Origin of the sequence: Thalassoglobus polymorphus, assembly GCF_007744255.1 — a bacterium.
In the GTDB taxonomy this organism is placed as follows: Bacteria; Planctomycetota; Planctomycetia; order Planctomycetales; family Planctomycetaceae; genus Thalassoglobus; species Thalassoglobus polymorphus.
On record NZ_CP036267.1, the window covers coordinates 3837799 to 3852691 of the forward strand.

Below are 14893 nucleotides of genomic sequence, written 5' to 3' on the forward strand. Positions count from 1 at the left end.
GTCAACCCAAGATCCGGATCACAGACCCTATGTTGCCATTGGTGGTTCTGAACTATGGAGATGGAGGGAATACCATATCAGGCCAGACCGGAGTCGCCATAGTACCGTTGATGAAGTCATCCAACCCAGTCGCTGGTAAATCTAGGAAACTGCCGGGGTTCTGATTATCCTCAAAGGAAGTCTGCCATTCCGAATCGAAGCGTACTAATCCCATCAGGTAAACCGGTCGTACAGTCGCTTTAAACGCATCAGCTTGGTTAATAATGCCAGTCTGAGTGATAGCTGACGTGTTTGTACCGTTTGAAAGCACTTGAACGGATTGCGCACTGTTTCGATCTGAAGCTAGCGGACCTCCGAAAATGACGTCCATATAAGCAACTGGATCATAAACAATTCGATCGTCTGCATTTGGTGCACCAACATCAATCGACGTTGGCAACACTAGCTCATTGGAATGCACAGGGAAGATATTTACATCAAAACCACCATTACCATCAAACTGGTTTGCTTGAATTCTGGCGTTCATACGAGTGAGAGTTCCAACTGAAAAGACCAAGCCATCACGTCCTTCTGAAGTACCATTCGAATTGACTTGATTGTTATAAAACTCAACGTCGGTCGTTACACGTCGTCGGGTTTCATCTCCAGATGGATCGATGTTTGGATTAAGGATGTCCCCAAAGAAGTGTTGGCTACTCACACGAGTACCACTATTTGGATTACGATTCACGTTCACAAGGACAAACACATCGGGGTTATTACGTGTTCTTGCTGTAGCCACAGTACCTGTAAATACATTCTGACTAATCGCACGTGCTTGTGTGTCGAAGATAACACCTTCCATTATATTATTATTGAAACGGTTAGATGGGAATGGATCTGCCAGATCGCCAATCACCCAAACCGACCGAGTTGATGTATCCAGTGGTGTTGAACTACCTGTAGTAGAGAACATTGCGTCATGCTGAGCACTTACAAACAACCCTCGCCCTCCATTGGATAGTACTTCTGTACCTTTCATTGTGGTGTTGGTCACTGTTCGGTTGGTTGTGCCCAAGAACCCTCGTGAGTCGATTTGTACATGAATACCATCGTTAGTATTACTTTGCACGAACACACGTGAATCGGTCAAAGCTGGAAGTGGCCCACTGGCGTGAACATAATCAGCACTGTCGCCACCGAATTGAATATTAGCACCACCTGCTTGTAATGGGACTCCAGTGTTAGATGAATCAGTGAAGAAGAAATCGACTCCATTATTTCCGCTGGAGGTAACACGAGCGTTTTGAATCAACACGTTGTTACTAACATTATCTGTTCTTCGAAACGCTTCGTTTGCACTAACTGCTGCAGATCGGAAATCGAAATCAACTCCGTTATTACCACTTCCAACGATACGCATGCCGTTTGCCCCCACGCCATCGCTACCGGTGAGTTCCACGCTAATACCACCTTGACGCGAGTCGACAAATTGTGGGTTGACTGTACGCTGTTCAACGTGAACTCCGTCTTGCACACTGTTCAGAATCAGAGTGTCATTGATCCTGTAGCGGCTTTGTGTAATCGGCCCACCAGGGTTCGAAAAGCCGCTGTCATCCAGAATCGTGACACCATGACGACCACTGTTTATAATTTGTGATTGTCGAGTCAGACTATCGTTGATCAGTACATGAGCAAAAGCATTTCCGGGACCAGCGACGAAACCAACGCTACGATTGATATCGAAATGAATTCCGTCACGACCGAGAGCCCCTTGATTTATGAAGTTCCCATCAATTGAGAAGAACTCATTTGCTAGCAACTCGCTTCCTAAATCGGCATCATTGTCAATCTGGAAATGAATTCCGTCACGACCTACCTGGCTAAGAGTGATATCGTTATCAGTGATATTACCCGTCACTCGGCCATCTGATTTCGCTTGAACAAATATTCCGTCTTGGCGGTTATTAGATAGCTGGTTTCCGGTGATATCCAAGTCCATCGTTAGCGTCAACGGTGAGTTGCTATGCACAATATTAATACCGTTCAGGGCATTATTCCGAATGATATTACCTTCTCCAGGACCACCGATAACTACTCCGTTGGTGTAAATCGCTTCAACCATTCTCTCAACACTAATACCATGCTGCTGATTCCCCTCAATCAAGCTATTGAGAACTACGAAATTAGTCATCTCGGAGACATCAGTGATATTCGTTCTAAGGCCACTACCAGCATTATTATTAAGATTGAGCATTGCTCCCGCTCCATCCAATTCTAATCCCGTAAGCCTAGCACCATTGGAAAGCAAAACCGCCAATCCATCTCCGAAGTGTTTAGCATCAGCACCATTGAGCGTTCCAGCAAGAATTGAATTTTCGATGCTGAACGTTCCAGTTGAATCAGCTCTCATATCGAGAGCTACTGCTGCATCTCTATTACCTGTAATAGTATTCACAGTACGAGCAGAGTCTCCAATAACAACATCCAAGCTTGGTCCGACCATATCAAGATCGTTCGGGGCTTGAAGAGGCTCATCTGCAATGATATGCAATCCGATTCCCATGTTGTTTGTAATCAGGTTTCCATAAAAGTTATTAATATCCAAACTACTCATTTCATCATGCAGTTCGAACAGCATCCCTTCCTCAAAGTTATTGGTAAACCGATTCACACCATCAACTGTCTGGAATGCCTGGAATGTTGCCTGTGAACCATTTTCCAGCAGGACTCTTGCACCAGCTTGTCCATTTGATGTGAATGTGCTCTCCGTGATTGTAGCGGGGTTCGTCAGTGTACTATCGTTTATCTCAATGTTCAGGCCATGTCCGCTGTTAACATTTCCTGACGCAGAGAGACGGTGGATACTGAAGTTGTTATTCACCGTCATGTTATCCAGACTCAAGCGAACACCATCTCCGGTACCTGAGGCGCTCGCTACACTCACGCCGGTACCATTATCGTTTTCATCTCCAATGAAGATATTATCAACCGACATATTTGCCAGCCGGATGTCTGCTTGGCTTAAACCATTGTTGTTGATAGTGAAATCATCAAGGATAAAATCGAACGGATTAGCAAGGTTATCTAGGTCGATTCGAAGTCCATTCCCTGCGTTTCCATCAACAGCCAATCCTCCACCGTTCAGACTCAACATCGTCAGATCAACACTGGAGTTGTCGGTCACAATGCTCACACCATCGCCAGCATTCCCCGTAGCTGAAACACTTAGCCCCAGTCCCGCAGTCACCTGATCAGTCAAACTAATCTCAATACCGCCACCGTCACCTGTAACAGCAACTGGAGCACCTACATCCATGCCCATATTGTTACTGAAGACATTAGCTCCGGTGGAAGTGACTGTCAGATTTGTATTCATACCGTCGGCATTGATGATCATACCAGTGTTAGCATTTCCGTTTCCACTTGTGCCATCATTGATGGCTAAGTCAAGTGATCCTTCAGACTCGACACTGATTAGATATCCACTGCCTGTGGAATTGTTGTTTGAATGAACATCAGAAAAGACGATTTCAGCGGTTGTGTTTGCCCCCTGAATGTTCGCAATGAATCCTTCACCACGAGTAGTTGCTCCAACTCCGTTATCAAGGATCTCTACTCCCGTGAACGTCCCCTCGAAATCTCCACCATTCGTTGCATTCAATCTGATTCCAGATCGAACACTTCTTTGAACTAAACTATCGTTTAAGTTAAATATCAAAGATGCGTTCATATCTTGGACCGCCAGATTAATCCCGCCGCCTAGAGGATTGCCGCCAACATCGAGAGCCGTATTCGCAATGGTCAGATCATTGAAGCTCAATTCTGCTGACGAATTAGAATCGCGAACGTCAATGTTCAGAGCATGAAAGTTTGCACTTCCAAGACTGTTATTCGACAGATTGTTCGCCCCTGCAAAATCAACCGGGCCAAACATTGCCCCCGTATTGACTTCAATGTTCATGCCATTTTCTTGATTACCTGTAGAAGTGATATCACCAAAGGAACCTCCCCCAATCGAGTCGAATTCAACCTTGCTTCCATTCGTTGCCTGGAGATCAATTCCGTTCAACATATTCTCGTTCGTGGTGACGTTGGTGAAGTTTTTAACATCCACAGTTTCACCATTGATCACAGCAAAGTTAAATCCGTCTCCACCGTTGTCATTGGCGGTTAATCCGTCAACAGCCAGATTGATGGTGTTGGTTGCATCTCCGGTGATGTCGAGAAGCACGCCGTTTCCGAAGGAGTTGGAGAAGTCGCTGACTCCGCCCATGCCGCCGTTGATACCGACGTCGATGGTTGCACCCATAGCGAGTGTTGCGTCAACGAGGAGTCCGTTTCCGCCCATTGATCCGACTGCGTCAACATTGCTCAGTGTAATGCTGCTCATGTCTTGAGCATCTGCAAGGTTGATGTCGACTCCGCCTAGCCCAGCGTTGTTCGCTGTGGTGTCGGTCATGTCGATGTTGGAAATCGCTGAACCTGTGACGTTGATGTCAACTCCGGTCATCGCTGCTCCGTCGAAGTTGGAGCCAGTGATGTCGATGTCAACAATGTCGGTTGCGACAGTGTTCGCAACGGTAATGTCGAGTCCGTCAGCTCCAGCAGCATCTTGTGCGGAGACATTGTCCAGGCTGATCGCTTGAGTTCCGCCGGTGACTCCATCGAGGTTGATGTCGATTCCACCACCGGTTCCCATCATCGTGTTGTTAGCAGTCGTGTTTGCAATACTGACTGTTGAGTCACCGCCAGTAATGTTTGACAAGTTGAGGTCGATTCCCAAGCCACCAGTGTCGTTGGCGGTCAGACCATCGATCATGATATTGGTTGGGTTTGTTTGTGTTGCCAGATGGATTTCAAGTCCGCTCTGAGCAGCTCCGCTGACATCCACGTTATTTGTGATCGTTATGTCAGTGATGTCCGTTCCGCCTACGGTCGTGTTATCAATGTAAATCCCATCACCGAAGAATGCGCCAGCCAATCCCATTGCATTGGTCGCGGTGGTGTCGTCAATCAGAACAGTTGCTGTCGAATCAGCTGCACCTCCGAAGAGAATGTTGATTCCGTCATTGGCACTGTCGTTAAAGGATGAACCACCTGTGATCGTCACATCCGAATTTGCCATGGAAGCCAATTCATCAACAACAACCAGAAGGCCATCAAAACCTCCAGCTCCGTTTGCTTGAACGTTGTCAATATTCACGTCCAAGTTCATAACTGCGGGATTGGAATTTGCATCTAGATTTATGTTTATTCCCAGACCGCCAGCGTTGTTGGCAGTGACTGTATCGAGGTTCAGTGTTGTATCGGCCACAACATCAAGATTGATGTTCACACCGTCTTGCCCACCCATGCTTTGTCCTGCTCCGTTAAAGCTGGAGTTGCTGAGAGTGACGATGCCATCGGCGTCATTGAGAGCACCAACCAGGTTGAAGCCTTCTTCTTGTGCGTTGTTGGCTGTGATGTCGTTCAGTTGTTCAATGTCAAATGCTCCGCCACCGCTGGAGATCAGGTTGACACCTTTACCTCCGCTGTCGTTGGCGGTGAGACCATCAATATTGATCGTCGCAACTGAACCTGCATCCTCGACATTGACCTGGAACTCACCTTCGCCGGCTTGTGCACCGTTGTTGAAGGTCGTCATGTTGTCAACCGTCAGGTTGAGTTGACCGCCATCCAAGACATCAACTTCAAAAGCGTTCGCTCCGGCGTTGTCAAAAATGTTCACGTCGGTGAATGTGACATTCGCTGAAGAAGCTGCCATACCTGATCCTTGAACAAGACCTTGAACGACGGACTCAAGTCCGAAGCCCACACCCGTGAAGATTGGCTCATCCGGATGACCTGCTGGAAGTGGACCTGTGAGAGTCCCGAGTCCAAGCAGGTTGTTGTTCATTTCGATGTTGGTGAAAGTCGCATTGAGCTGACCACCAGTGTCTGCCAGGAAGGCGACAGCCTGGGCCCCATGACCGCTGATCGCTGTTGCTCCTGTCATGTTACTGAAGTTTGCTTCGACGCTACCGTCATTGATTGCCTTGAGGACAATCGCAGCGGCGTCCGGATCCATTGCTCCATCAACACTTGGGTTAATGAGTACGTTGTCCAGAGACAGCGAAGCAAACGAGCCATTCCCATCTGCACAGACCATAACTGGTCCGGAGAGTTCTCCTCCGGTGATATCCTGAATAATCACACCACCGTTGTTCATGACAAGGTTAATTGCACCTTCTTCGTTTCCTGGTGGTTGTGGAGGACTCAGAACAGACACATTGTTCAACGAAAGTCCGATGATCGTGTCAGATCCCATTCCGCCACCATTGGCGGTCGCACTGATTCCGAAGCCGACTCCGTCAGGAACTGCCGGGTCCGGGTGGGCGTTGTTTCCAATCGTTCCACCGTTGTGTGAATAATTAATTCCCGATGTGATTGGCATTCCCATCATTGTGTTGTCACCCATGTTGGCGACCAGATTCACACCGTCTCCTGTGTTGCCTGTGATATCGATGTCCATCAGCGTGAGGTTGATCAATGATCCATCCCCCATCACCATGTCACCGTTCGCGACAGCTTGAATACCATGCCCAGGAAGGAACATTGGATCTGTTCCGTTGTCCTGAATCGATCCATTCCGGAGGGTCACATCGACCATGGAATCGCCATCAGCATTGACCGCAACACCTTGGCCTCCCGAGTTTTGGATCAACAAGGCATTCGCCATCGTGCCCATTGCATCGACGGTAACCATCGAGCCTGTTTCCGCATCGATGAGCAGACCAGCTTGTCCAGCTCCATCGATCGTCAATCCGTTCATCGCCTGGAAGTCGATGGTACCAGCGTTCTGAGCGTTCAGGGCAATCCCCTGTCCGCCAGTGGTGTCAACTGTCAAGAATCCAGGAGCGTCGAAGTTGATTGTTCCACCATTAGCAAGTGCGTTGATTGCAGTGCCACCAGTGTTTTGAATTGTTGTTCCATTGGCATCAAATCCAACATCGATTGTCGATGTCCCGTTTGATGTCAGGTCGATTGCATTCATCCCCGCATCATTGACAGTGCTGCCATTGAAGTTGATGCCAGCTGTTGAGTCGGTCATCGCAACGACGATGCCATTGCCGTTCGACCAACCGTTCACGTCACTGTTATTGAGGTTGAGTGTAAAGTCAGCAGCGTTGGTTCCGGTAACGTTAATACCGTCGCCAGCTGATCCGCCCATTCCATCAGAATTGATGTCGCTGTTGTTGAAGGTCAGGTTGACTGTACCGGCATCGACTGTTCCGAAGACTCCGTTGTTGCCAACTGGGTCAGCAGCAGTTGAGACTGGTGAGTCGACAGCAGGACCACCCATGGTTCCAGCTGTGTAGTTGAAGATACCACCAGAAGCGACTTCGAATTCGACACCGTTGTCTCCGGCCCCGGTCGCAGTCGTTGGATCGATCGTCACGGTACCCATTGCTCCGCCCATGATCATCACAGCATCAGTTTGATCGTCAAACGCATTGAGGATCGAACCGTTTGTGATGTCGATATCGGCAGTGGCGAAGTTCCCTCCAGTGAGGTTCACGCCATCACCCATTCCGAGAATCGCTGCGGATTGACCGGCGTTGTCGAGGTTTAAGCCTGTGTCTGAGTTGAAGATGACGTTTGCAAAGTCCTGGAAGTTGACTTCCAGTCCGTTGTTCGTTGCATCTGAGAATGTCGAATCATCAATTTGAATATTGATGTCGGTCATGGTCATGGCATCAATACCAACTGCGTCGATGTCGAAGCCGTCGTCTCCAGCTCGCAGGCCAGAGATGTTACTCATTGTGAAGTCAACATCTGCTCCAAGGAGACCCTGGATAAAGATTGCATCGGTTCCTGCATCGTTGAGTTCAACGTTTGAGAGTGTTCCGCTAACCGTTGAGTTATTTGCTCGAACCCGCAGGCCAGCAAACTCGGCATTGTTCGCTGTCACGTCGGTGAGATTCAATGTTGCTATGGAATCGGTCAGACTTCCGTTGATTCCAAATCCACCTGGAACTGTGTCATCAAAGTTGGTGTCCGAAACATTCACGTTGATGGTCGCCATGTTTGTGCCGTTGAAGACCAAACCGGTATCGCCAGAGTTCGTGAAGTTGTTTGTCCCGGTGCTGTTCAGTGTGAAGTCGATACGACTCGCAATAGCACTGAGTTGGACACCCATGTCTCCGGCGTCCATGCCGTCGACATCGGTGCCATCGATATCAATGTATCCGCCATCCATGGCGATCACATTGATTGCGTCCGAAGTTGCATTGTTGAGGCTCACATTGTCCAGATTCACATCGAGCGTCGAACTGCCAAGTGCCAGAGTGTCTTCGGCTCGAAGCATGAGTCCGTTGTCACCGGCGTTGTTGGCGTCAACATTGGTCAGAGTCAACATTCCTGCTGATCCATCCATGTTGACTTCAATTCCGTCACCCATTGTGGCGTCGTTGAAGGTCGAGTCTGTGATTGTTCCGACAAAAACAGAATCGTTGTTGGCATCGATGAACATGCCATCGCTACCGAGTGGTCCATTGAAATTGGTGTTGGTGAGTGTCAAGACGCCCATAGAGTTATCAAGATTCCCGTTCACCCCTCGGTCAGCAGCACCGCTGAAGTCAGCAGGAGTCATAGCTGTGCCAGCGATGTTGATGTTGATATCAGCACCGTCTGTGCCGTTGAATTGAAGACCGTCACCACCTGCTCCTGCGAAGGAACCTGTGTTGGTGAGATTTACGTCTACTCCGGTGCTCACGACGCCAGCTGAGTTCTCGGCGTTGATGAGAATTCCATGGCTGCCAGCCATGGAGCCAGAAACATTGTCTCCGGTCAGGCTTACACCAGCAGCATCGTTGGCTTCTAGATGAATTGCATGATTGCCAGCATTATCAAACATCGCACCAGTGTTGAAATCGATGTCCGTCGCGGCATTCAGACCAGTCGACGAGAAGAGCCCATCAAGTTCCGCACCGCTGAAGTCAACAGGCATTCCGCCGGCTCCAGAGATATTGATCGCTGTCACTCCGCCGTTGTTATTGACGGAATCAATTCCATCGCCTCCACCCAGCAGATTCTGACCAGCATTTGCGAATGAACCCGTATTGGTGAGTTGGAGGTTGATCATTCCGCCATCATTGTTCAGATCAATCCCATCGTCACCGGCGTTTGATCCGGAAACCATACTTCCAACGAGTTGAGTGAGGCCCAAATCTGTACTGGTGAGATTGATTGCATCTTCACCGGCGTTGTCGAACATGGCTCCTGTTGACAAGTTGATGTCTGTCACAGTCCCATCGCCATCGGTATTAGAAACGAGTCCGTTTCGTTCTGCTCCGCTGAAGTCGATAATGCTCCCGCCGTCACCTGCCAGGTTCAGAGTGATTCTTCCACCAGCTTCGTTGAAGATGTCAATTCCATCCCCAGTTCCACCACCTGCTTGACCTGCATTTGCGAAGGAGCCAGCTTGCGTGATGTTAAGATCAATTCTTCCATCAGTGCTGCTGAGTTGAATTCCGTCATCTCCAGCACTGGCGCCTGAGATCATCGTTCCATCAAGTGTGGTAAAAGCACCAGCATCTGAACTGATGTTAATAGCGTCGATCGCAGCGTTGTCAAAGTTCGCCCCCGATACGAGATCGATATCGGTACGAGTTCCGATTCCGCTGGCTGTCGAGACCAATCCATTTCCAGTGGTCACACCGCTGAAGTCGATTGGCATTCCCATTTCGCCAGCTGCATTCAGGATGATTCGACCACCATTGTTGTTGGCGAGATCAATTCCGTCATTGCCGGCACCTGCGAACGATCCAGTGTTCGACAAGACGACACCGATCGTGGCTGTGTTGTCAGCGTCGAGGTGAATTCCATCTTCACCCGCACCAGCTCCGGAAATTCCGTCTCCAGTGACAGTCACAACAGCGTTGTTGTCGGCGATCACTTCCAGAGCATTCAACCCTGCGTTATCAAGCGGAACGTTGTCGAGAGTCAGAACACCTGTGGTTCCCATTCCATCGAAGTCGAGTGAAACTCCGTTACCACCAGCATCCGCAAAGGAGCCATTGATGAACGAACCGCTAAAGATTGACTCCATTGTGGCGTCAATATCAAGCCCGTCTCCATTTTGTGCACCTGAGAAGGATGTATCGTTGGCCACGATTGTCAGCTGTGAACCGTCATCAATGCTTCCGAAGATTCCGTCATCAAACGCATTGTCACCTGTGATATTCGTCAACCCAAGATTGAACACGGAATTGTCCGTGAGAGTCATATCAATTGCGTTGTCGCCAGCAGCGTCACCAGAATTATCGAATGACCCATTCGTGAACATCGCAGTCGCGGTGGACATGTCGAGATCAACATTCAATCCATCGCCAGTTGAATCGGTGAAGTCACTATTGTCGACAACTGCTGTGATGTCGGCTGCATTGCGACCAACAATCGCGATTCCTGTTTCACTGTCACTGTTTTTGATGTTGTCGATATCAGCAGCAATATTTGAGTTGTCTGCTGCGATTCCAATACCTGTTTGACCACCCATCACAACTAAGCCTGGGAATGTCATCAGATCGTTGTTGATCGTCAGAGTCAGGTCTGCAGTATCTGTGTTGTTGACCACGATTCCGCCAGCTGCTGTCGGATCAGTGATATCAAATCCGATATTGGTGATGTCTGCGGTTCCACCAATATTTGTCAGCAGAATTCCACCACCGGCGCCTGTGTTTTCAACACCGAAGATGACGTCGCGATTGATTTCGTCGATGACAGTGTCTGTGATGTCCGTACCAACGATGGCATTTCCACCAGTCGGAGCAAGCATGTTCAATCCGAGAATCTGGTTGTTGTTCGCCAGAGTAATCAGATCAGCACCAGCGTTTCCGGCGATGTACGGATTGTCGGTTGCGCCAATTGCAAAGTCTGGCAATGGGCAAGGGAGTCCGGGGAAGTTCGCTGTTTCCAGCAAGAAGTTGTAGCCTTCTCCGAGAACAATTTGATTGTCTTCAAGAACTAGACCACCGTTCGCATTAAGATGCGGTCCGCCGTGCTCGGTATTTCCGCTGTAAGCCAGGATGATATCAGCCGTCGGCATATTGCTGGCATCGTCAAGTTCGTTGAATCGACTTTCGAATGTCCCGTCTCCGCCAGGAGCAGCTGTGTTATCAACATGGATGAACTCAAAGGGCAATCCGTTCGCAGGATTGATAGCAATTTCTTCGCCTTGTGCGATGTACTGCAAAGTTTGGATACGTGCCTGACGTCGTGCACGATCAAACATTTGGTTGTCGAGAGTCCGATATCGAGGAGTGAAGTCGAGTGGACCATCGCCAAGTCGCAACTCACCAGTGAGGTTCACACTGGTTCCGAATCGGTCATCGTCGGTCACTGCAAGGTTCACGATTGCACTCGTGAAGTCGAGTTGAGCTCGACCACTGATTCCGGAGAAATCATTTCCTTGTTTAGCATCGAAGTAATAAGCTCCACCAAACAGCGACAGCCACTCCGCACGCGGAATGGCTGAGCCGATTTCGAAGTCCGCCCCAAGGAGCTGTTCTTCGACAGGCTGAAGGGTGACATATGCCAGATTGGACCCGGTGAAGTGAGTCATTTCCTTAATGGGTGTCGCATTCCCAGACTTGTTGATCCGTCGATTCCAGGGGATGTAAGCGTTGGCTGTGACCCCGAGGTAATCGCTGAGCCATTCCACTCCGACGCCCGCACCGTCGTAGTTGTTCCCTGAACCTTTTTGGTCCCAGGCGAGAAAGGCGTTGACACCGATCATCTGTGAGAAGTCCCGGATCAACCAACGATTACCAACACCGAAGTTACCTCCGACGAGGGATTTCTCGTTCTGCTCCGTCAACCAGACTTGACCTTCCATATAGAAGACTTCGTCCGGTCCGTGGAACTGCATGGGCATGAACCCACCAGTTGCGAAGTAGTTGTCCAGAACACCTGGGCGGTCACCAAAATCACCTCTCGCGAAGATGTAACTCCGCGGAAATGCGAGTGGGACAACAGCGGAATAGAGCGTTCCGCTAGCATCACCTGTGACCTGTTCGTCCGTGGTGTAACCAACCTGCCCATGAGACAGGGAAGGTATGAACAAGAGAAATAGCAATCCGTATAGGTAGGGTTTGCGCGACGTCATTGTCTGCCCCAAAAGCTGAGACCGTGGCCATTTCGTCGCCATCCGTAGTACGACGATTGTGCCAAGTATTGCAGGTAAATACATTCTTCCTGTTGATCCGGTAGTACCGGTCATATCAATTATCGGCAGCCGATTGTGCCGACTGGACCGGAACTGAGGATTGGAAGGCTGAAGTCAGGGATTTGCGGATTATTCGGAGAATTCCGAACCGCGGTAGGTCGATTTCACTTGAGAAAAGCCCAAGCATCGGGGCTTGTAGTGAGAAAGAAGACGAATGGTCAAGCTTCGAATCAGTTTACGCCATTCCGAACTCGCAGACCGGCAAGTTCTGCCAAGCTGAAGGCGTTAGGGTCGCTAATTCGCAAAAAAATCTATAAATCTGACACCCAAACGGGCGTCTGAACAGCTCGCGAATAGCTGGCCTTGAGGGATTATTTTGAAGCCTCAGCGACGGCAATGGCTTTCAGAAGCCCCTTGGCTTTGTTGAGGGTCTCATGATATTCCTCTGAGGGAACACTATCCGCCACAATTCCTGCCCCAGCCTGGACATACGCTTTATTCCCGATCATCACCATCGTTCGTAAAGCGATGCAGGTATCCATGTCGCCCGTGTAGTCAATATATCCGACCGCTCCGGCGTAGGGACCGCGTCGATGCTTTTCCAGCTCATCTATGATTTCCATAGCTCGCACTTTGGGAGCCCCGGAAACTGTCCCAGCCGGCAATCCAGCGCGAAGAGCATCGAGGCAGGTCAAACCTTCTCTCAGCTGGCCTTTGACATTCGATGTGATGTGCATCACGTGGCTGTACTTCTCAACAACCATCACATCGCTCAAAGTGACGGAGTTGTATTTTGCAATTCGACCAACATCGTTTCGGGCCAGGTCCACAAGCATGACGTGTTCGGCCCGTTCCTTGGGATCAGACACTAATTCTTCAGCAAGTGCCCGGTCTTCCTCCTCTGTCTCTCCACGTTTTCGCGTGCCAGCAAGAGGACGAATGGTCGTTTCTCCATCCTCGACACGGACCATAATTTCTGGAGAACTTCCGACGAGAGTCGCCCCGGGAGTTTGCAACAGGAACATAAACGGGCTCGGATTCACAACCCGTAATGCCCGGTAAATTTCAAGAGGTGTCGCTGTTGTTTCGACTTCGAGACGTTGACTGATAACAACCTGAAAGATATCGCCCGCCTTGATGTATTCTTTGCAGCTTTCGACAGCTTCTTCATACTCTTCCTGAGAAAAGTTCGACTTCCACGATTGGCTCATGGGAGGATCTGGAGAGACATCAGTCAACGAAAGAATTCGCTGCGGTGACTGCAAACGTGCACAGAGATCATCAACTTGCGAACAGGCCCGGTCGTACTCAGCTCTCAGGTCTCCCGTGTCTGTGGGAACTTGAGCGACGACAAGCGTTGTTTTCTCGATATGATCGAAGATGATCATCGAATCGTAAAACGCAAACGAATAGTCCGGCAACTTCCGATCATCTTCAGGTGGATTAGGCAAATTTTCGGTGTATCGAACGACATCGTACCCGGCATAGCCAACGGCTCCCCCGACAAAACGGGGCAAATTCGGGTGCGGGGCCGATGAAAACTGGTCGATCCAGTCTCCCAAGGTGATCAGTGGGTCGTCGACGGTTTTCTTCTCGGTCTGGCCATCCCGAGTGATTTCGACCTCATTACCGTAGGCGTCGATTCGCAGAAACGGATCACCACCTAGAAAACTGTACCTGCCGACCTTTTCTCCACCGACAACACTTTCGAAGAGAAACGATTGCCCCGACCAATTCGCTTTGCAGAATGCCGTAACGGGAGTCAATGTATCACTATAAAGCTTGCGGTACACCGGAATGAATCCAGCTTTCCCCACTCGCTCGACAAGTTGTTCAAATGAAGGGTGGTAATGCATCGTCGCTGCCTGAGAAGAAAATCTGTATCAGCATCTTATGGATTGTCGAAGGGGTGAGCGAGAGTCAGAGGCCGTTTTTCAATCGAATTGCGACCTACGTTTCTTAAACTGTCGGTCATCTGGCCTTTTCTTGATAGATCCGGTACCGATTGACTTGATACTCCAGCCGAATAGAATTGAGATGGGTCGCAGTGCCGAAGCTGGAATGCCATCTCCAGCTGCAGCGCGGTCTCTTCACCATCCAAAATAATTGGGACTCCGATGAAAAAGTGCCTCCGCTGCAACAAGCAGGCCACTCACCATATTACGGAAATCAAAAACGGCAAAACCGTTGCACTGCACTTATGTGATCAGTGTGTGGGCGAATATCTCAACACGGTCGATGTTGGTGGAATTCCTGATGACCTGGAGGACCCACTGTCAATCGGACCGATCGGAAGTATCGCTTCGGACAGTCCCGTTGAGTCAACATCCGAGGCGTGCCCAAAATGCGGGATGACATATAAACTCTTTCGCAGCCAGGGACGTCTGGGCTGCCCGCATGACTATCAACACTTTCATGATGAGCTGATCCCGTTACTGGAAAGCATTCATCACGGCGAAACTCAGCACGTAGGGAAAATCCCCCCAAAAGTCTCGGAAGAGAGCCGCAAGCAGTACGAGCTGATTCGCTTGAAGAACGAACTCAAATTGGCCATCGAAGAAGAAGCCTACGAACTGGCAGCGGAATTACGTGATCAGATTCAATCTCTGAATGAAGAATCGTCTTCAGTTGAGCAAGATTAACTTTTTTCAGAAGTGCTTCTCGCCAGAAGCAAACAGGGCAAAAAGCTCAACTCAAACTTATCAA

The 14893-nt window shown here is 49.5% G+C and carries 3 protein-coding genes; 1 reads left to right on the forward strand and 2 read right to left on the reverse strand.

The window, feature by feature from the left end; genetic code table 11:
• Positions 1-52 precede the first annotated feature (52 nt).
• Positions 53-12241, reverse strand: a complete 12189-nt coding sequence (locus Mal48_RS13820) for an inverse autotransporter beta domain-containing protein (RefSeq protein ID WP_145200479.1) — start codon at positions 12239-12241, stop codon at positions 53-55.
• Positions 12242-12558: 317 nt separating this feature from the next.
• Positions 12559-14043 carry an anthranilate synthase component I gene (trpE, locus tag Mal48_RS13825; protein WP_145200482.1) on the reverse strand — a complete coding sequence of 495 codons (1485 nt, stop codon included), beginning with the start codon at positions 14041-14043 and terminating at the stop codon, positions 12559-12561.
• Positions 14044-14304: 261 nt separating this feature from the next.
• On the opposite strand from trpE, the gene Mal48_RS13830 reads away from it, so the two are divergent.
• On the forward strand, positions 14305-14829 hold the full coding sequence (locus Mal48_RS13830; protein ID WP_145200485.1) for a UvrB/UvrC motif-containing protein: 525 nt from the start codon (positions 14305-14307) through the stop codon (positions 14827-14829).
• The last annotated feature ends 64 nt before the right edge of the window (positions 14830-14893 follow it).